The sequence below is a fragment of the Vibrio sp. B1ASS3 genome, from assembly GCF_905175355.1.
Classification (GTDB): Bacteria; Pseudomonadota; Gammaproteobacteria; order Enterobacterales; family Vibrionaceae; genus Vibrio; species Vibrio owensii.
In genome coordinates this window covers 2,361,097-2,381,030 of the sequence record NZ_HG992742.1, presented here as the reverse complement: position 1 = coordinate 2,381,030, position 19,934 = coordinate 2,361,097, and the positions used below count along the sequence as shown (strand labels likewise).

Sequence of the window (19,934 nt, the reverse complement as noted above, 5' to 3'; positions counted from 1 at the left end):
TATTACAGAGATTGTAACAGCTGGTGGTAACGACCTTTTTCTGCAAGCAGTGCTTGGTGGCTACCTTGTTCGATGATTTCGCCTTGTTCCATCAAACAGATGTTGTCCATGCTTTCCAACTCAATCAAACGGTGAGTAATGAATACGACCGTTTTATTGGTGAAGTGTTGCTTGAACAGTTCCATCACTGTTTGTTCAGTACGCTTGTCTAGACCTTCAGTTGGTTCATCAAGCAGCAGAATAGGAGCGTCACGCAATAGCGCGCGAGCAATGCCGATACGACGTTTCTCACCACCAGACAGTTGACGACCGCCGTCACCTAGCCAAGCATCCAGTCCTGGTTCGTCTAACAGATTCGCCAAGTCCACTTTAGTCAGAATATCAGCCAACTGTTCATCCGTTGCTTCTGGAGCCGCAAGCAATAGGTTGTCACGCAGTGTGCCATTAAGCACATCCACACGTTGACTAACTACTGTGATCGCAGCGCGCAAATCGGATTCGCTCCAATCTTGCAGAGGCGCACCACCAATGCTCACTTGACCTTGGTTTACATCCCAGTAGCGGCAAAGCAATTGAATAAGCGTCGATTTACCTGAACCGGTTTGGCCAACAATCGCCGTTTTTGAGCCCAGTGGCAGTGACAGTGTCAGGTCTTTCAGCACTTTTTGTTGACCGTCAGGGTAGGTGAAATCAACCTTGTCGAACTCAATATTTAACGGTTTATCACCTTCACGCTTCGATGTTTCTGGGAAGACAACGTCTGGCTCCGCTAAGGTGATTTCGTTCAATCGACGTGCGGACGTCAATGTTTGACCTAGGTATTGGAAAGCACCAGCAATTGGCATCAGAATTTCAAAGCTTGCCATAGTTGCAAACGCGAACAGTGCAATCCAAGGATCTGGTGCACGACCGCCAACACCATCCGCAGCAAACCAAAGCATTGCAACAAGGGTTAAGCCGTTAGCGAGCATCAACAAGCCAGATGCCATACCAGTGAGGTTTGCGTTAACAAACTGGTTGGATAGCAGCTGTTTTTGCTTTTCTAGAATCACGTTACGGTAACGCTCTTCTGCACCAAACAGGCTTAGTTCGCTGTAACCTTGTAGCCAGTCCAGTGTTGCTACGCGCAGTTGTGCTTTGTTTTGAGTCAGGTGTTCGCCGTTATGTTTGCCCAGTTTGTAGAACAATACCGGCCACACCAACAGCATTACCGTCAGGATACCGCCAAGCAGTAGCGCAAGGTGCCAGTCAAAGAAGGCAAGTACTGCGGTTAGTGACAAGATGCCGAAGATGCCAACAATCACAGGGCTGACAAGACGCAAGTACACGTGATCCATCGCGTCTACGTCTGCCACTAGACGGTTTAGCAGATCCGCATCACGCAGAGTCGAAACGCGACCAGGGATCAGTGGTGCAAGCTTCTTGAAGAAGAAGATACGTAGATCCGTCAGTAGTTTGAATGTTGCATTGTGGCTAACTACACGCTCGCCCCAACGGCCCGCTGTACGCGCCATGGCAGCGCCACGAACGCCAGCGCCCGGAAGCATGTAGTTGAAGGTTTCACGAGCAATAGTCAAACCCGCTACCGCCGCCGCAGAGATAAACCAACCGGATAAGGTGAGTAGGCCAATAGAAGCGGCGAGCGTTAGAAACGCCAGAAGCATGCCGAGTGACAAACCAAACCAGTGCTTTTTATACAGTTTTAGATAAGGGAGTAAATCACGCATCTAAGTTCCCCTTGTCTGATTCACGTTGAGCTAGGTTGGCAGCCAACATTTCTTTAAATAAACCATCTTGCGATGCCAACGTTGCGTAATCGCCACGTTGAACGATTTGACCCTCTTGCATAACCAGAATTTGGGAGACATTCTGCAGTGGCGCCAATTGGTGAGTGATCATCAAGTTAGTGGTGGCTTCGGTGTATTTACCTATGCCTTCCATAACTAATTTTTCGCTTCGAGCATCCAAACTTGCGGTTGGTTCATCAAGTAGCCAAAAACGGCCGTTTTGCAGCATCGCACGAGCAAGAGCAAGACGTTGTGCCTGACCAACAGACAAACCGCCAGAGCGATCAGAGATTTGGTAATCCAGACCGTGCATTTCAACAAATTCTGCAGCGTGGGAGTCACTCAGTACAGAGTGGACTTGCTGGTCTTGAATATCCTGCTTACCTAGGGTGACGTTGTCACGAATGCTGCCGTGCAAAAGCATTGGGTTTTGACCAATCCAGCTGATGGTTTCGCGCCATGTCGCCAAATCCAACTCGGAAAGTTCACAGCCGTTAATCTTTAAGCTGCCTTTGTATGGCATAAAACCAAGGATAGTATTTACTAAGCTGGTTTTACCTGCACCACTTGGGCCAACCAGTGCGGTGCTTTGGTTCGCTTCTAGCGAGAAGGATAGGGGACCAGCAAGTTGTTTACCTTCAGGGCTGAAGATAACAAGGTCTTGAGCTTCGATATGAATCGCAGCGTTTTGTTCTACAGCCTTATTACCGTCTTTTACTTGGTCTACATCTAGCTCTAGAAATTCAACAATGCTTTCTGCTGCGCCAACTGCTTGTTGTTTGGCATGGTAGAAGGTACCAAGGTCACGCAATGGCTGATAGAACTCAGGCGCAAGGATCAGAATAAATAGACCAGCAAACAGCGTTACACCTGTGCCGTAGTAACCGAAGTTGAGCTCCCCGATATAGCTAAAGCCAAAGTAAACTGCCGTAATCGCAATTGAGATAGAGGTGAAGAACTCAAGAACCGCTGAAGATAGGAATGCAATCTTCAATACATCCATTGTGCGAGTACGGAAAACTTCAGATGCACCTTTTAATGTCTCGGTTTCTGATTGAGTACGGTCGAACAAACGGATGGTTGTCATTGCTTGCAAACGGTCATAGAAGTGACCAGATAAACGTTGCAGCGCTTTGAAGTTCTTACGGTTTGCGTCAGCGGCTTTCATACCCACCAATGCCATAAACATTGGAACCAATGGTGCAGTAATCAGGAAAATTAAACCGGCTGCCCAGTTAATTGGGAAAACCACCACTAGGATGATGAAAGGCACCAAAACAGACAACGACATTTGTGGAAGGTAGCGCGAGAAGAAGTCTTGCATGTCTTCTACTTGCTCTAGGATCAACGTTGCCCAGCTACCTGCTGGCTTGCCTTTGATATAAGCAGGACCAAGTTGGTGAACTTTATCGAGAATCAGTTGGCGGATGTAAACGCGGATCTGTTCGCCGCAACGATATCCAGCGATTTCGCGTCCCCAAGTACAAGCTGCGCGACCGATAACAGTGACACCAAGTCCGACGAAGTACCAAACGAGTTCGGATTTGTCGACTTGTTCAATAATGAGTTGGTGGAGAATGGAGGCGAGCAGGGCTGCTTGAGCCAATAAAAACACGCTTGATAGTACGCCTAGGCCTATCGCAACCATCAGCCAGCGCTTGGCCAACTTACTTTGTTGCTTAAGCCACTTATTCAAGCTGCTTTGCTTTTTCTTATCCATCGTGAAGGCTTAATGATAATTGTTTTAATGAGGCGGTAGTATACAAAAGAAAACCCAGCGGGAATACCGCTGGGCTTTAAGGATATGACACAAATGTGAAAAGTTATTTGTCAGTAAGTGCGTCTAAGAAGCGTTCTGCATCTAAAGCTGCCATACAGCCAGTACCTGCAGAGGTGATTGCTTGACGGTAGTTATGATCCATCACGTCGCCTGCTGCAAACACACCTTCGATGCTGGTTTGCGTTGCGTTACCTTCAAGGCCGGATTGAACGAGGATGTAACCATCTTTCATATCGACTTGGCCTTCGAAGATTTGCGTGTTTGGTTGGTGACCGATTGCGATGAATGCACCCATTACATCGATATCTTCAGTTGCACCGCTGTTCACGTCTTTAATGCGAACACCCGTTACACCCATGTCGTCGCCTAGCACTTCATCTAGTGTACGGTCAGTGTGAAGAACGATATTACCGCTTTCAACTTTATCCATCAGGCGTTTTACAAGGATCTTCTCAGCGCGGAATGAATCGCGGCGGTGGATCAGGTGCACTTCTGATGCAATGTTTGATAGGTAAAGCGCTTCTTCAACAGCAGTGTTACCGCCGCCCACAACCGCCACTTTCTGATTGCGGTAGAAGAAACCATCACAAGTTGCACAAGCTGAAACGCCGCGACCTTTAAATGCTTCTTCAGATTCAAGACCTAGGTATTTCGCTGATGCACCAGTAGAGATGATCAACGCATCACAAGTGTACTCACCAGAGTCACCTTTCAGACGGAATGGACGTTGAGACAGATCCACTTTGTTGATGTGATCGAACACGATTTCTGTTTCGAATCGTTCTGCGTGTTCTTTCATGCGTTCCATCAAACCTGGGCCAGTAAGACCTTCTGCATCACCAGGCCAGTTTTCTACTTCAGTTGTGGTCGTTAGCTGACCACCTTGCTGCATTCCCGTTACTAGCACAGGGTTTAAGTTAGCACGCGCTGCGTATACTGCTGCGGTGTAACCTGCTGGGCCAGAACCAAGAATTAATAATTTACAGTGTTTTACGTCGCTCATTATGGCTCCATAGAGGGCTGAACATTTCTCCCGATTGTATGGAAATTCTTAGTGCTTTAAAAGCATAAACGAAAGGAGCGGATCGAATTATTGGTTATAGGTTAGAACTTGCTGATGTTTATGGAGAGGCGTTCCAGACTAGAATAAAATTCTGTTTATAGTAGAGAGTTCTAGTTTCAAATACTGCGCAAGCTCCGTCCTGAATGTTTAAACTGCTGTTGATATTAATTGTAGTGCTAAGTGTCGTTTTTTCTTTTTTGTTGAAGCTATCAACGTCAAATTCTGGTAATTGCAGAATATTTGCGTATCCTAAGATGTAAATTAAATGTTAATTCAAACAAGCTAAATGTGCCTCATTAAAGGAGCCAATGATGTTACATTCACGAGAGAACACCCTACATTTAACTCAGCTCAGCATGGCAGCGATTGAGCAACTTTCTCCTTCCTTTGAAGGCCTACCTCGTACGGAACACGCCGACGGCCAATATCGTCTTCGTCGTTACTCCGTGGTTGGGTTTGAAAACGGTCAGGTGGTCGATTTAAACAAGAACAGCTTTGTACAATCTTCTCATATCAACCGTTTCCAAGGTGATGTGATTCGCCAGTTTGAGCCGATTGAAAAAGGGATTCTTTCCAGTGAAGGTTTCCGTGAAATGTGTGAGTTGTTCGTTAACGCAAACCACTTACCGGACGGTCAGGAAATCGAGATCCATCAAATTCGAATTACCGCGATTTACGATGAAACCCAAGTTGCACCGGAAGGGGTACACCAAGATGGTTTTGACCACATCGCGCTAGTAGGCGTAGGGCGTCACAACATCATGGGTGGCGACATCATGCTTTACAGCAGCCACAATCAAGCGCCTTTTTTCCGTAAAGTATTGGAAAATGGCGAAGTGGCAATGCTGGCAGACAGCAAACTGTGGCACAACGCGGTGCCAATTCGCTCAGTGATTAATGACCAAGAAGGTCATATGGATGTATTTGTACTGACAGCGACGGACAAACGAAATGAACTTCAATCTTAATCAGATCCGAGAACAATTTCCCGCACTGGCGCAATACCACAATGACCGCCCAGTGACCTTTTTTGATGGACCAGGTGGCTCACAAGTGCCGCAGTCGGTACTCGATAGCATGGTGAGCTACCTTGGGCGATTCAATTCGAACCTCGGCGGGCATTATTTCTCAAGCCAAGCGACGGTTGATGTAATGCAATCGGCTCGCGAATCGGCACAAGCTCTGCTAAACGCGCCGTCCTCTGGCAATATCGTGTTTGGCGCGAATATGACCTCGCTGACATTCCAGCTAAGTCGCGCTATTAGTCGAGATTGGAAAGAGGGCGATGAGATTATTGTTTCAGCCCTAGACCATTACTCTAACGTGTCGAGTTGGCAACAAGCAGCAGAAGATAAAGGCGTGGTGGTTCACCAAGTCAGAATTAATGAAGAAGATTGCACGCTGGATCTTGCGCATCTTCAGAGCTTGTTGAATGAGAAAACTCGCATAGTTGCGGTGACTTACGCATCGAACACTACAGGTTCGATCGTCGATATACACCAAGTGGTCAAAATGGCACACAGTATCGGCGCTCAAGTTTATGTGGATGCCGTTCATTACGCGCCGCACCATCTAGTCGATGTGCAAGCATTAGGGTGTGATTTCTTGGCATGTTCTGCGTACAAGTTTTTTGGGCCACATATAGGAATCGCGTACGTAGCAGACCAGTGGTTACACAGTGTTAAGCCCTACAAAGTTGAACCTGCAACCAACATTGGACCGGGACGCTTCGAAACCGGAACACAGAGCTTTGAGGGCTTGGCAGGCGTCACTGCTGCGGTTGAATACCTAGCCCAGTTTGGCGATGAAGATGCATCACTACGTCAGCGCTTGGAGCAAAGTTATGTGTTATACAGCCAACATGAGCAGCAATTGAGCGAGCATTTCTTGCAGCGTTTAGGTGCGCTGGACGGCGTGAACTTGTTTGGTATTAACAATGAAAGCAATCAACTGAGAACGCCAACTTTCGCGCTCACTTTTGATAAATACGCTCCAGAGTTCATCGCGAAGACGTTGGGCGAGCACAATATCTGTGTCTGGAATGGACACTTCTATGCGCTAGGACTCGTTCGTCAGTTAGGCCTAGAAGAGTCGGGCGGCGTGGTTCGCATCGGTTGTATGCACTACAACACGACGGCAGAAATCGATATGTTGTTTGATGTGTTAGAAAACATCCTCGACGCCTAAGAATCGACGACACCACCACAAACTAAAAGCTCGAGCACTTGGCTCGAGCTTTTTCGTTTCTTTTGTTCAATTAACCGAGAACTTATTCGCTCACTTCAACTTCATAAGAGGTGAACTTACGCACGTTGATCACGCCAGTATCGAAGATCAGGTATTGGCCTTTAATACCTTGCAATGTACCTGTTACAACTGGGTTTTTATCGAAGTTGTGTGAGGTGATTTTAGTTGGATGCTGCTGAACTGGGTAGCTTAGAGAAGTGATGTTTTCGCTTAACACTTCAATTGCGTCATCGCCATATTGCTGTTTAATCTCAGCGATTTTGTCTTCCACTAATGGCAGTAGTTCTGCAAAGCGATCTTGCAGTTCAATTGGGTCGCCATCGCCTTTCAGCAGCGTTCGCCAGTTTGTCTTATCAGCAATGTGTTTCGCTAGTTCGATTTCAATCAAGCCAGAAATATGACGAGTTTTTACCTTGAAGATAGGCAGACCTTGTGTCGCACCTTGGTCTATCCAACGCGTTGGAATTTGGGTATGACGCGTGATGCCCACTTTCAAACTTGACGTGTTAGATAAGTAAACGAAGTGGTCCACCATGCAGTTCTCTTCACCCCATTGCGGCTCGCGACAGGTGCCTTGTTCGTAGTGACAAGTTTCTGGCTTCATGATGCACATGTCACAACTCGCCAACTTCTTCATACATACAAAGCAGTGGCCTTGAGAGTAGCTCTTCTTGGTTTTCTTACCGCAAGAACAACAGTAGATGTTGCCAGTGTGAGTTAGGGTGAGGGTTTTACCAAGAAATGGGCTCAAATCCACTTCTTCGTCACCCACAGGCAGACGGTAGCTTACTGCACCATCCAGAGAAGCACGCATTTTGTTTAGCGTGCCTGTAGCAATTATTGACATGACATTACTCATTATTGTGTTTTTGCACAGTATATACCGAAGCGGTCTCGATATGCAGAGGTAAGCAAACAAGTCTGTGGTTTTGTGTTCTCTTTGTCCCTTTTTAATCAAGGTGATGTTGATTGACGTGAGATGCTTCGCACAAATGCTCAAGTGAGAAAAATCCTACATACCTGAAGCAAGATCACGCTTCTAAAATGAGTAATATGTATCGAGAGTGAGAATGTGAGTCAAAAATCACTTTTTAACTTGATAAATAACTTTATTTGAAATGTGAAATAACTTTCAGTACATTTACTTAATATAAACAGAACGATAGTCAGTAACTAGGTTAGTCACGATGAAGTGGATACACAGATTAATTTTTGCATTATCGATATGCACCATCAGTTTAGTGGCGTTATACAGTTTGCTTGGTGATACCCGTAAGCTAGAAGTCACGCCGGATCAATTTAATATTCATGTCACAAGCGATGCCATTGCTGGTGGTCTGAGTGAATCTGATATTACTTATCAAAACCACAGTTTGGTTCTTAACTGTGACCTAAAAGAAAGTAAGTACGCGTGGCCTTACTGCGGTATCTCCGTTTACACCGATGTGAAGCAAGCGACTAAAGGTTTGGATCTTTCCAGTTACCATACCGTTCGTCTTAAAATTCGTTATGAAACGGCGGGAGAGGGGCAAAGCCTAAGCAAAAACCTGCGCTTGTACCTGCGTAACTTCAATTCGGCCTATTCAGATCCGAATGATGAATACACCATCAAATACAATGGCATGCAGTTTTCTCCTTCAGACTTTAGCGAAGTTATCGAGATCCCAATAGAAAACCTCCAAGTAATGACGTGGTGGTTGAATGACAACGACGTTGCAATTGAACACTCTGCGCCTGAGTTTGCCAATATTACTCGTATTGATTTGGCTACCGGAGCGGGTGCGGCACTCGGTAAACATAAGATCGTTATCGACAAGATAGAGTTTGAAGGTGCGTATGTTCAGCAATCCACACTCTTGTTCGCGCTGTTGTTCTCTTGGATGGCACTTGGCTTGGCTTTCTCACTGCATGAAATGCGCAAAAACAAAATCGCGTATAACAAAGCACGAAAGCGTCATCGCCATTTAGAAAAAGTGAACAGTACACTGCGCGCTCAAAACTATGAATTTGCAGAACTGGCACATCGTGATGCACTAACTGGAGCAATGAACCGACATGCGGTACAGAACTGGTTGGAGCAACAGGCTCGACAAGTTCGTTGGGGGCACGATTCCTTCTCCATACTTTACATGGACTTGGATAAATTCAAACGTGTAAACGACAAGTATGGTCATCAGATGGGGGACGATATTCTGCGTGAGTTTGTCATGGTGATAGCAAGCTCTATCCAGCCAGATGATCGTTTGGTTCGTTGGGGTGGAGAAGAGTTCGTTGTGTTCTGCCCAAACACCGATATTGAGCAAGCAGTGAAGAAAGCCGAAGTCGTGCGCCAGAACGTTGAAAAACACCTCTGGGTTCATGGTGAATCGCTAACGTGCAGTATCGGTGTCGCCCAAATGCAAAACGAACGAGTCTCTGAGACGATGGCTCGTGCGGATGAAGTGTTGTATTTGGCTAAGCGCAATGGTCGAAACCGAATAGAAGTGAATTACGGCATGCAAAAGAAGTCGGATATCGCTTCTTAACTTAAGCTTCCCAATTGCTGCGCTCTGAGATGGTCGCCGCGCTCACCATTGGCGTAGAAAAGAAAAAAGGTGGCCGACCGACCACCAAAAGGGAAACTGCTGAACATGACTAGGGGGTAGTAGTTAGGTATTCAATTTGATTACCGAGAACAGCAGTTGTAGTGCTAGTTTTGATAAAAGAGCTGCGTTTGGACGCAGCTCTTTTTTATTTGAGCAATGTTTACCAGAACAACCAAGCGAATAGAGTCAGTGCGCCGATACATGCAACGTTCAATACCATACCGATTCGCATCATCTCTTTCTGTTTGATATGACCCGTCGCAAATACAATCGCGTTAGGTGGCGTTGCTACTGGCAGCATGAAGGCACAAGATGCTGCTACAGCAATCAGTGCTGAGAGAATGACTGGCGATAGACCAAGCGCTTCTGCAATGGTGGCAAAGACTGGCACTAATAGCGCCGCACTTGCGGTGTTACTTGCAAACTCGGTTAGGAAAACAACAAACGCAACCACAGATAGAATCGTAAGTAGGACACCTGCTTGCTCAAGGAAGCCTGCTAGACCGTTAGCCAAGAAGACACTTGTGCCTGTTGCTTTTAGTACGTTGCTTAGACAGATACCGCCACCAAACAGGATTAAAACACCCCAGTCAGTTGTCTTTTCAATGTCTTTCCACTCTACTGCGCGAGATGCACCAAGCAATAGAATCGCACCAATTGCAACGAGGGTATCGAACTTCGCAAAACCGCCAAGCATCGCGTTGATTGGTTTGCTGAAAATCCAGAATGTCACTGTTAATAGGAAAATCGCTAAGGTGATCTTCTTGCCGTTTGTCCACTCAACAGGCTGGTGGTCAAGTTCGAACGTGTGGCTTAGATCTGGCTTTGTCATGGTGTAAAGCACCAAGATCGCGATAGGCATCAGAATCAAAGAAATTGGTAAACCCAGCTCCATCCACTCTGTAAAGTTCAAACCGACTTCTGCAGCTGCGATAGCATTCGGTGGACTACCTACTAGCGTTGCGATACCGCCAATCGACGCACTGTAAGCGATACCAAGTAGCACGAACAGGTATGTGCTGTGACTCTTCTTCGCGTCTAGTTTACTCATAACGCCTAGAACTAATGGCAACATCATCGCTGTCGTTGCGGTGTTTGAGATCCACATTGATAGACCTGCGCTCACACCAAACAACATGAAGACTGCGACAGACATTTTACCGCGCGCAATGAGCAGTACTTTGTCTGCGATCGCTTGGTCAAGCTTTTGTTTATGCAGCGCGGCAGCCAATGCGAAACCACCCAAGAACAAGAAAATGATCGAGTTAGAGAAGTTGTTTAGTGCTGCTTGGGTATTGAATACGCCCAAGAATACCGCGAGTAAAGGGATTAACAGGGCAGTGATGCTTACGTGAATGGCTTCCGTTAACCAAAGTACGGCAACGAAAATCAAAATACATAAGCCGGTTACGACTTGAGGCTCAAAGGGTAGGGTGTTGAACAAAATAGCGAACAGCAGGACATTAGACGTCAATATCATGCTGTTGCGTGTGAAGAACCAATTCTTCAGTGTCACAGCGAGTGCGGTCATGGGTTGTGCTCCTTTTGTATTGCCTTAGTGTTGGTTTTTTATGGCAAAGTAACTGACTTGTAGTTATTTATTGATTAAATGTTACTTCGGATGCGAAAGGGTGTTTTGCCTGAATCGACGGCAGAATAAGAAAGTGTGAGGTTGGGAATTGGAAATGGGTAGAAAGCTACCCATTTACTTTTAATGAATTGTTATCGGTGTGTAATGCAGAGCGTGAATGTTGAAAGCAACAACACTTTGGTCGACTTAATGAACCGGAATGTTACGTTCGTTTTCGATGATTTCTTGTTTTTCTTCCACCGCAACGATTGGTTCTTGAGGACCAAGGAAACGCGGTTGCGTATTCATGATGTACAAGTCCAAAAACGCTTTCACACGTGCCATAAGTTCACGCGTTCGCATGTTGATCTTCTGCTTACTCGCCGTTGGTCCAGCTACGGCCAAACACTGCGCATCAATATTGTAAGCGTCAGCGATAAACAGCGCGCGTTCACAATGGAATCGTTGAGTGACAATCAAGAAACGCTCAGAGGCGAATATCTTTTTGGCACGAACGATGGAGTCCAGAGTTCGGAATCCCGCATAGTCCAGATGAATCACTTCTTCTGGCACGCCCGCTTTGAGTAGATCACGTTTCATCGTCCATGGTTCATTGTAAGAACGATGTGCGTTATCCCCACTCAACAAAAACTGTTTCACTTTTCCTTGTTTGTACAGTTCGATAGCGGCGTTGATTCTGTGGGTGTAGTAAGTATTGAGGATCTTCCCAATGTATTTACTGGTGCCGAGAACGACCGCGACTTCATGCTTAGGCACTTGCTCGTAGTCAGTAAAGATTTCTTCTTGTGCTTGGAGCACGACCCAACGGTCAATGGCAATAATCGTGACGAAAAGACCGAGTAAAGAGATCGACAAAACCAAAGCCAGACGCTTCCATGAGAACTTGAGCTTCCACTTTGACTTTATGCGAGAAAACAGCAAAACGTTCGATGTCCTTATTTCAATGTGTATCCCTCATCATATCTGATAGAAATGAAAAGAGAGAAGCCCATTTATGCCAAAATATGGTTAGGATGAGAAAAAAGAGCATAAAAAACAAAAGCCCTCGGAGTGCGAGGGCTAATAATTATACAAAACGTCTTAAAGCTTAGAATGCTGTGCGTTTGTAACGGCGGTAAACCGGTTGCCAGAATGCTTGGTCGATCGCGTCATTTAGTGCTTCATCGGTGATTTCTAGCGCGACACCTTGCTCAATCGCTTTCTTCGCAACAGCGAATGCAATCTTCTTCGATACCAAATGAATTTCTTCTAGTGGTGGAAGCAGAGCACCGTTGCCGTTGATCGCTAATGGTGAGCATGTTGCCAATGCACGGCTTGATTCCATCAACATTTCGTCCGTTACGCGCTTCGCGTTTACCGCAAGTACACCCAAACCAATACCAGGGAAGATGTAGCTGTTGTTACATTGCGCGATAGGGTAAGTGTTGCCTTCATGAATCACTGGCTCAAATGGGCTACCTGTCGCAACTAACGCTTCACCGTTTGTCCAACGAATGATGTCATTTGGTGTTGCTTCTACGCGGCTTGTTGGGTTCGAAAGCGGGAATACAATCGGACGCGCGCAGTGCTTGTGCATCTCTTTGATCACTTCTTCACTGAAGAGACCAGGGGCACCAGATACACCAATTAGCACGGTTGGTTTCGCATTGTGCATCACATCAAGAAGTGAGAAGCCATTTCCTTCATTTTCCCACTTCTTCGTATTGTCGAACTTCTGAACCAAGCGCTGTTGGAAATCAAGAAGGTTAGGCATGCCTTCTTGCAACAGACCCCAACGGTCAACCATGTAAACTTGCGAACGTGCTTTCTTATCAGAGATTCCTTCCGATACCATTTGCGCGATGATCGCTTCAGCAATACCACAACCAGCAGAACCAGCACCCAAGAAAGTAATGCGCTGATCAGACAGTTTAGTGCCCGCCGCTTTACATGCTGCCAGTAGAGAACCTACTGTAACTGCCGCCGTACCTTGAATGTCATCGTTGAAACAACAGATGCGATCTTTGTAGCGCTCTAGAAGTGGCATTGCGTTTTTCTGTGCAAAGTCTTCGAACTGGATCAGGGCATCTGGCCAACGGCGTTGTACTGCTTGGATAAACTCCTCAACAAAAGCATCGTAATCAGGACCAGTGATACGAGGGTGACGCCAACCCATGTACATTGGGTCTGCAAGACGTTGCGGGTTGTTGGTACCCACATCAAGTACGATTGGTAGTGTGTAAGCTGGGCTGATACCGCCACACGCTGTGTACAGAGAAAGTTTACCGATTGGAATACCCATGCCGCCGATACCTTGGTCACCCAAGCCCAAGATACGTTCGCCATCAGTGACCACGATAACTTTAACGTTGTGGTTTGCTGCGTTGTTTAGCAGGTCATCGATACGGTCACGGTTTGGGTAAGAGATGAACAGACCACGGCCACGACGGTAGATGTTTGAGAAGTTCTCACACGCTGCACCAACGGTTGGTGTGTAGATGATCGGCATCATCTCAGAAATGTGGTTTTGAACTAGGCGGTAGAATAGCGTTTCGTTCGTGTCTTGGATGTTGCGCAGGTAAATGTGCTTGTCCATGTCACTTTCAAAGCTTTTGTACTGTTGGTACGCACGCTCTACTTGCTCTTGGATGGTTTCAGTTGTCTCTGGTAGAAGACCTTCCAAGTTGAATGAACTACGTTCTTCTCCGGAGAACGCACTGCCCTTGTTCAAAAGAGGGGTCGCTAAAAGAGCCGGACCCGCATATGGGATATAGAGTGGGCGCTTGTCGTTGTTCATTGGGTGCCTTAAATGTAGGGTTGAAGGATGCGTGCAAAATTCTAACGGGTTCACTATTTAGTTGTAAACATTCGTTGATGCACATCAACGTAATGTCGCAAAAAAATCCAATTCCCGACGAAAATATCGTCACTGAAACAATAATACTGTCATTAAATGGCCAGAAACGATTCCTAAAGCAGGAATTTCTCACTCAGGTATAATGCCTCGCAATCCATTATCACGTTCTTATCTTTTATGTCTCAATTACCTATCGATAGCTTACAAGCGGAATTTGACCAACTCGTGAATCACCATCATTTGGTGGTTGAGGCCGAAACCGGCTCAGGTAAATCCACGCGATTGCCACTTTGGGCAGCCAATCACGGTCGAGTATTGGTGATTGAGCCACGCCGAATCGCTTGTACTTCGTTAGCTGAATTTCTTGCCGAGCAATCTGGTCAACCTTTAGGTAAACAGATTGGTTACGCGATAAAGCTTCACGCTCACTATGATGAAAAGACTAAAGTCGTGTTCGTGACGCCCGGTGTTGCGCTGCGTTGGTTCGCGGAAGACAAACTGGCTAGCTTCGATATCGTGATGGTGGACGAATTTCATGAACGCCGCTGGGACATTGATCTCCTTACCGCGATTTTAAAGCAAGAAAAACAGCACCGTTTGATTGTCACATCAGCCACGTTAGAAGGCGAAAAGCTGGCGAACTATTTGGATGCCAAGCGCCTGCAATCAGAAGGTCGTTGTTTTCCTGTCACCGTGACTCATCGTTCAATGGACAGTCGTTACTTGCCGAACAAGAAAGGTTGTGAGAATGATGTTGTGCGCACGGTAAAAGAAGCACTCGAAGACGAAGAGGGCGATATTCTCGTTTTCTTACCGGGTCGAAAAGAGATCACTCAATGCGCGCAAATGCTGCAAAGTATTGATGATGTGATGGTCGTGAAGCTGCATGCTTCTGTGAGTGATGAAGAGCGCCATCGTGCGTTGACGGTACAAAAGCAACGTAAAGTGGTGTTGGCAACCAACGTTGCAGAAACCTCTCTGACCATTCCAAACATCCGCGTAGTCATCGATAGTGGTTTGGAACGCAGAACCGTACAACGAAATGGACGAACAGCTCTGACGTTAAGCAACATTTCCAAAGCCAGCGCGGCGCAGCGAATGGGTCGAGCAGGTCGTGTTGCTGAAGGAGCGTGTATTCGCTTGTTTGGTGAGCATGCACCGTTGGAACTGGTGACGCCGCCTGAATTGCACCGCGAAGAACTCGTAGAACCGATGCTCGCTGCGGCTTGTTGTGGATACAGACTTTCCGAACTTTCCTTCCTCGATTCTGTACCTGAAAAGTCACTTAACTCAGCACTCCAAACCTTGCAGGGGATGGGAGCGATAGACGAGCAAGGTGACATCACCGAGCACGGTAAAAAAGTTTACCCTCTACCAATTGATGCCTTATTTGCAGACTTAGTGACTCGTATCCAAACCAAATCAGAAAGAGAAGCAATGATCGATTTAGCGGCAGCGCTTTCTGTGCCCGCTCAGTTGTACCAATTGCAAGGCGGTGAGTCTGCCGAAGCATTAGCTCAAGAAGAACCATTTGGTTGCGATGCCTCGTTGATGATTCGCTTGGTGCGAGGGGAGCAACTTTCTAGCATTAATTTCGACGCAAGCGTGCTTGAAGAAGCGCAAGGTTTAGCAAAGCAAATGCGAGAAGTGTTTGAATTGCCGGATCTTGAAGTCGCATCGCGATACAAACGCGATGAATTGACCAAAGCCATTGCCACGTTACATCCAGAGCTTGTATTTGTTCGCCGAGAACGACGTCGTGACGCGCTAGGCAATGGTTTGATGGAAATGATGGTTGGGCGTAATAGCCGTTTTCCGGAAAAAGTGAAGCAGCTTTGGTGCTAGATAGCCACAGCGTACCCGGACGAGGTGTAAAGCAGACGCTCAATCTTGCCTCCGTAATGCTGCCTGTTTCCCTCAATCTGCTGCGCGAATTAGAGCTTGGTGAGTGGCAACAAGGCGAAACCAATTATGAGGAAGAAGCCCCACGCGCGACCATGCATTTGATCTATGCAGGACGAACCATTTGTACTGAATATCAAGCGCTTGAAGGTGAAGTTGCCGTCCAATCTATCGTTGAGATGATTGAAGACGAAACGCTATTACCGGGTTTTGCTCCATTGAGAAAACAACAAATTCAGCACTGGAAGATCTATAACGCGCTTGGGTTAAATCCTGAGCCTATTGAAAAAACGGGCCTCGACGGTTTGTCTTTCGCTACTTGGCTGGTCGAGCAACTGGAAACGCTTGGCGTAGAAAGTGTGGAAGATATTGAGCTGTTTGAAGCTGATGACATCCCATTCGAAGGTATTCCAGACTGGGAATATCAAGACTTTGCTGAGCAGTTCCCTTTAAAGTTGATCTTGGCGGAACTGAAACTCGATGTGGAATACTTTGTGTCTCGTAAACTGGTTCATGTCATTTACACCGAAGGCAGCCGAAAAGGCGACCCTAAACGTTGGGAGCTACCCCGCTGGGCAGGTTGGAAAGTGCAGTACAAAAAAGCCAGTCGTGTGCTTGATGTAAAATAAGGAGATTTATAAGCCGGAACGATAATTGCTTTAATCCGTTTCCCTTGCAGTTTATGACCTGATTATTAGGTGATAAGGAATGAATTTGCCGCTCCGGTTGAGCGGCGTGAAGGAAAACGATGAAGTATAAAGCGATTCCACTATTGTTGTGTCCGGTACTAGCGTACGGCAAAAGCATCACACACATCTCAACATACGAAGACAACTACGTTCTGGGTACCTACACCACAGACATCAATCAAGACGCCTACAACGAGCTCGGTTCAGATATGGACTCACTTCAACAGTTTGAAGTGAAGTTTCAAATCTCGGCTTCTATCCCATTCTACCGATTCAGTTCCGGTACAGCTTTGATGGGGTCTTACACGCAAAAGTCTCTCTGGCAACTTGCTAACTCTGACATTTCTTCTCCGTTCAGAGAGACCAATTACAAACCTCAAGTGTTTCTTGCACATCAATCAAACATGCTGCTATTCAACCATTTAGAGGTGGGGTACAAGCATGAGTCAAATGGCCAATCAAGTAAGCTTTCTCGTAGTTGGGATCGCCTTTATATCGCAGCAGAGCGTTTTTCTGGTCCTGTTGAATACGGTGCGCACGCTTGGTGGGTGGTCACCACCGAAAATGATGACATGGAAAACTATTATGCCCCGTATGAACTGTGGGCAAAGGTCTACACTGGCGCTGGTGTGTTTAATACCCGAGGCTTCTATAACTTTGCCGATGATAAAGGTGGCGTAGAATTGGGGTACACCTTGTACTTCAATGACATCTTAGGTTTGTATGTTCAGGGCTACCATGGTTATGGTGAAACCTTGATTGATTACGACCATTCACAAACGCGTGTTGGGCTTGGGATCAGGTTGGTTAACTTATAACGCCGATCTGCTTGTATCCCTTGTTGCCCCTTAGTTTTAGTTTGGCGTTTAAAATATTAATCAATTGGATGCTTATATATGGCGAAGCTGTACATCATTTGTTACAAAGCTGGTTTTAATATTTCCTTTTGAGGTTAAATTAGGGCATAAAAGACCATTGTTTTATATCCTATTGCTATATCAAAATAATTGAACGATATTTTGTATATCTCATTTCAGAGTGTCGAGGCATAGGATGGAGCAACAAGGAAAGACATGCATTGAATTCGACTACACAAGCTTCCTAGGGGCAACGGGAAGTAAGAAGTGGACCTTCTTGGAGGCATTCGCCACCATTGCTCCCATTTTTGGCCTGATGTGGAAACAGAACATCGCGGAGTTAAGCCAACCAGAGGATCGCCTTTGGGATGCTGCCTTAAAATCGATGTCTTCTCGTCAGAGCGATGAATCCAATCTAGTGATGTTGGTGAAGCTAGCAAAACACGAAGGGATCCATGAATTACGTGTAGTTATGCCTTATTCGTTAGACTCAAAACAGATAGAGTACATTGAATCTCGAAGTAAACTAAAAGTAGAAACTGCAGAGCAAGATGTGCTTAATTTGAAGCTCTAACACCCAAGGAACATTTCCCCCAAACACAAAAGCGACCTGCAACGGTCGCTTTTTTTATGTTTGCTTTATTGATTCTATAAATTGGTTTTCAATTTGTTGGAACTGTGATGAATATAGAGTATTTATACTTAAAGTAACAAAAAATTAACATTAAGAAATGCAATTGTCATAACTAGCTTCTAACGTAATGTTTTTTAGAGTAATTAGCCAAAAGACCCCAATGCCTAAATTGGCTCGTTACTCAGCGCAGGAAACGCGCATCGATAAAAACACAATAACAAAGGAAGTTACTATGTCATTGTCTCGCAGAGATTTTATAAAAGTCGTCTCTTCAGGAGCCGTTGCTACCACGCTGACCGCTTGTGGGAGTGATGATAACAATACCGCCACTGCTGCCTCATTCGAGCATGGCGTCGCCACTGGTGACCCAACTCAAACTCAAGTGATTATCTGGACACGGGTGACTACGCAGGCGAGTTATGTCGATGTCTCTTGGCAGGTGTCTGCAACGGAAGACTTTTCTAGCATCGAGCAAAGTGGCACTTTTACCACGGATACCAGTCGCGATTTTACGGTCAAGGTCGATGTGCAAAACCTTAATCCAAGTTCCCAGTACTACTACCGATTCATGGTGGGAGAGAGTACAAGCATCGTTGGTATGACACAGACCTTACCGGAAGGCAGCGTGAGCAAAGCATCTATGGCAGTCGTGTCTTGCGCAAATTATCCGGCGGGGTATTTCAACGTCTACAAAGAGATTCTTGTTCAGCATCAAAAGGAAGCGTTCGATGTGGTTTTGCATCTCGGTGATTACATTTATGAATACGGCGCTGGTGGTTATGCGAGCGAAGATGCAGCTGCGCTAGGGCGTGAGCCGAGCAAAGGCACAGAGTGTATTAGTTTAGATGATTATCGAAAGCGCTATGCTCAATATCGCCAAGATGAAGATCTGCAAGCTCTACATGCGGCGCTACCAATGATCGCGGTTTGGGATGACCACGAGTTAGCTAATGATGCATGGAAAGAGGGAGCGGAAAACCATCAAGACAATGAAGGCAGCTTTAATGACAGACGCGCCGCGGCAGCAGCAGCTTGGACTGAATGGCTCCCTGTGCGAGAAAACACCTTCTCAAACATGCTGATTTATCGTCAGTTTGCTTTTGGTGATCTAATCAATCTAATGATGCTCGACACTCGATTGGTAGGTCGCGACCAACCTTTGGATTATTTCTCCCTAACTGCACCAACAATGGAAGCAATTGGTAACCTAGTTGCTCAGTCACGTAGTACCGAACGAGAACTGCTTGGTACAGAGCAATTAGCTTGGTTGATGAATGCGTTTAATAGCCAAAATGCAAAGTGGAATGTGCTTGGACAGCAAGTGCTGATGTCACGTATGGAGCTTCCGAGTTCTGTTATGTTGGCGATGTTCCAACTCTTTACCGCAACCGATGAGCAGAAGATGGACGCGCTATTGGCAGTGAACAATGCAATCGCCGGTTATCTTGCCGATCCAAATTCAGACACGATTAAGCTGCCGTATAACCTCGATGCTTGGGATGGTTACTATGTCGAACGTGAGCGCGTTTATGAAATTGCTAAAGCAAGCTCAGGCAACTTTGTATGTTTGGCGGGTGATACACATAATGCATGGACTAGTGAGTTGAAGGATGTGTCGAACAATCCTATTGGCGTTGAGTTCGCGACCAGTTCGGTCAGTTCGCCGGGCTTGGAAGAATATTTAGCGTTGGAGCCAGTTGCGATTGCTCAGATGGAATACTCATTACCGAACTTGGTGTCTGAACTGCAATGGACAGACATTAAGCAACGCGGTTTCATGCGTGTGACTTTTACGCCAGAGAAAGCACAATCAACGTGGTACATGCTTTCCAGCATTAAAGACAAAAACTATCAAGTGACAACCAAGTCGGCATCCACAACGGATGGTCTGACGCTCGATATCGAGTAGGGCTGCTAACGAATACGTTCTAAACGACTGCGCTTGAAATAAGAAAGTCCGCAC

Annotated in this window: 13 protein-coding genes and 1 pseudogene; 7 read left to right on the top strand and 7 right to left on the bottom strand. The window is 46.2% G+C overall.

Annotated elements, in window-relative coordinates; genetic code table 11:
- Positions 1-2 precede the first annotated feature (2 nt).
- The 3 genes from cydC to trxB all read right to left on the bottom strand — a co-directional run bounded on the left by cydC (position 3) and on the right by trxB (position 4,570).
- Positions 3-1,727, bottom strand: a complete 1,725-nt coding sequence (cydC, locus tag KJB05_RS10920; protein ID WP_038895754.1) for a cysteine/glutathione ABC transporter ATP-binding protein/permease CydC — start codon at positions 1,725-1,727, stop codon at positions 3-5.
- A complete protein-coding gene (gene cydD, locus KJB05_RS10915) occupies positions 1,720-3,507 on the bottom strand; it encodes a cysteine/glutathione ABC transporter permease/ATP-binding protein CydD (protein ID WP_208445399.1) in 1,788 nt (595 codons plus the stop codon). The genes cydC and cydD overlap by 8 nt, the downstream gene beginning before the upstream one ends.
- Before the next feature lie 103 nt (positions 3,508-3,610).
- Positions 3,611-4,570: a thioredoxin-disulfide reductase gene (gene trxB, locus KJB05_RS10910; RefSeq protein WP_208445398.1), complete on the bottom strand. Its 960-nt coding sequence runs from the start codon at positions 4,568-4,570 to the stop codon at positions 3,611-3,613.
- 371 nt (positions 4,571-4,941) lie between these two features.
- On the opposite strand from trxB, the gene KJB05_RS10905 reads away from it, so the two are divergent.
- Together KJB05_RS10905 and KJB05_RS10900 are read left to right on the top strand one after the other, a co-directional pair.
- A complete protein-coding gene (locus KJB05_RS10905) occupies positions 4,942-5,598 on the top strand; it encodes a 2OG-Fe dioxygenase family protein (RefSeq protein WP_208445397.1) in 657 nt (218 codons plus the stop codon).
- On the top strand, positions 5,582-6,817 hold the full coding sequence (locus KJB05_RS10900) for a cysteine desulfurase-like protein (RefSeq protein ID WP_208445396.1): 1,236 nt from the start codon (positions 5,582-5,584) through the stop codon (positions 6,815-6,817). Before KJB05_RS10905 ends, KJB05_RS10900 begins: the two co-directional genes overlap by 17 nt.
- Positions 6,818-6,899: 82 nt before the next feature.
- On the opposite strand, the gene KJB05_RS10895 is transcribed toward KJB05_RS10900, so the two are convergent.
- A complete protein-coding gene (locus KJB05_RS10895; RefSeq protein WP_009705854.1) occupies positions 6,900-7,724 on the bottom strand; it encodes a DUF2797 domain-containing protein in 825 nt (274 codons plus the stop codon).
- A 340-nt stretch (positions 7,725-8,064) separates the two neighbouring features.
- Here KJB05_RS10895 and KJB05_RS10890 point away from each other — a divergent pair, with 340 nt between their 5' ends.
- Positions 8,065-9,402 (top strand): GGDEF domain-containing protein, encoded by a 1,338-nt coding sequence (locus KJB05_RS10890; protein ID WP_208445395.1) that lies wholly within the window; start codon positions 8,065-8,067, stop codon positions 9,400-9,402.
- Positions 9,403-9,622: 220 nt separating this feature from the next.
- On the opposite strand, the gene KJB05_RS10885 is transcribed toward KJB05_RS10890, so the two are convergent.
- From KJB05_RS10885 to KJB05_RS10875, 3 genes are all read right to left on the bottom strand, one after another.
- Positions 9,623-10,993, bottom strand: a complete 1,371-nt coding sequence (locus tag KJB05_RS10885) for a DASS family sodium-coupled anion symporter (protein ID WP_005443284.1) — start codon at positions 10,991-10,993, stop codon at positions 9,623-9,625.
- Positions 10,994-11,239: 246 nt separating this feature from the next.
- A complete protein-coding gene (locus KJB05_RS10880; RefSeq protein ID WP_208445394.1) occupies positions 11,240-11,974 on the bottom strand; it encodes an ElyC/SanA/YdcF family protein in 735 nt (244 codons plus the stop codon).
- A gap of 166 nt (positions 11,975-12,140) precedes the next feature.
- Positions 12,141-13,829, bottom strand: coding sequence for an NAD-dependent malic enzyme (locus tag KJB05_RS10875; protein WP_208445393.1), 1,689 nt, complete (start codon positions 13,827-13,829; stop codon positions 12,141-12,143).
- Between the two features lie 237 nt (positions 13,830-14,066).
- On the opposite strand from KJB05_RS10875, the pseudogene KJB05_RS10870 reads away from it, so the two are divergent.
- From KJB05_RS10870 to KJB05_RS10855, 4 genes and pseudogenes are all read left to right on the top strand, one after another.
- Positions 14,067-16,420 (top strand): annotated as a pseudogene (locus tag KJB05_RS10870) (helicase-related protein).
- A gap of 119 nt (positions 16,421-16,539) precedes the next feature.
- Positions 16,540-17,298, top strand: a complete 759-nt coding sequence (locus tag KJB05_RS10865; protein ID WP_005443280.1) for a phospholipase A — start codon at positions 16,540-16,542, stop codon at positions 17,296-17,298.
- A gap of 235 nt (positions 17,299-17,533) precedes the next feature.
- Positions 17,534-17,911 (top strand): hypothetical protein, encoded by a 378-nt coding sequence (locus tag KJB05_RS10860; RefSeq protein WP_005443279.1) that lies wholly within the window; start codon positions 17,534-17,536, stop codon positions 17,909-17,911.
- A gap of 292 nt (positions 17,912-18,203) precedes the next feature.
- The gene (locus KJB05_RS10855) at positions 18,204-19,880 is read left to right on the top strand and encodes an alkaline phosphatase D family protein (RefSeq protein WP_208445392.1); all 1,677 of its coding nucleotides are present in this window, start codon (positions 18,204-18,206) and stop codon (positions 19,878-19,880) included.
- Positions 19,881-19,934: the final 54 nt, after the last annotated feature.

Bases quoted from the DNA above. Each gene is read 5' to 3' on its own strand.
- KJB05_RS10860 (WP_005443279.1), top strand. From the start codon at position 17,534: ATGGAGCAACAAGGAAAGACATGCATTGAATTCGACTACACAAGCTTC.
- KJB05_RS10885 (WP_005443284.1), bottom strand. From the start codon at position 10,993: ATGACCGCACTCGCTGTGACACTGAAGAATTGGTTCTTCACACGCAAC.
- KJB05_RS10875 (WP_208445393.1), bottom strand. From the start codon at position 13,829: ATGAACAACGACAAGCGCCCACTCTATATCCCATATGCGGGTCCGGCT.
- cydD (WP_208445399.1), bottom strand. From the start codon at position 3,507: ATGGATAAGAAAAAGCAAAGCAGCTTGAATAAGTGGCTTAAGCAACAA.
- cydC (WP_038895754.1), bottom strand. From the start codon at position 1,727: ATGCGTGATTTACTCCCTTATCTAAAACTGTATAAAAAGCACTGGTTT.
- KJB05_RS10900 (WP_208445396.1), top strand. From the start codon at position 5,582: ATGAACTTCAATCTTAATCAGATCCGAGAACAATTTCCCGCACTGGCG.
- KJB05_RS10895 (WP_009705854.1), bottom strand. From the start codon at position 7,724: ATGTCAATAATTGCTACAGGCACGCTAAACAAAATGCGTGCTTCTCTG.
- KJB05_RS10865 (WP_005443280.1), top strand. From the start codon at position 16,540: ATGAAGTATAAAGCGATTCCACTATTGTTGTGTCCGGTACTAGCGTAC.
- KJB05_RS10855 (WP_208445392.1), top strand. From the start codon at position 18,204: ATGTCATTGTCTCGCAGAGATTTTATAAAAGTCGTCTCTTCAGGAGCC.
- trxB (WP_208445398.1), bottom strand. From the start codon at position 4,570: ATGAGCGACGTAAAACACTGTAAATTATTAATTCTTGGTTCTGGCCCA.
- KJB05_RS10905 (WP_208445397.1), top strand. From the start codon at position 4,942: ATGTTACATTCACGAGAGAACACCCTACATTTAACTCAGCTCAGCATG.
- KJB05_RS10890 (WP_208445395.1), top strand. From the start codon at position 8,065: ATGAAGTGGATACACAGATTAATTTTTGCATTATCGATATGCACCATC.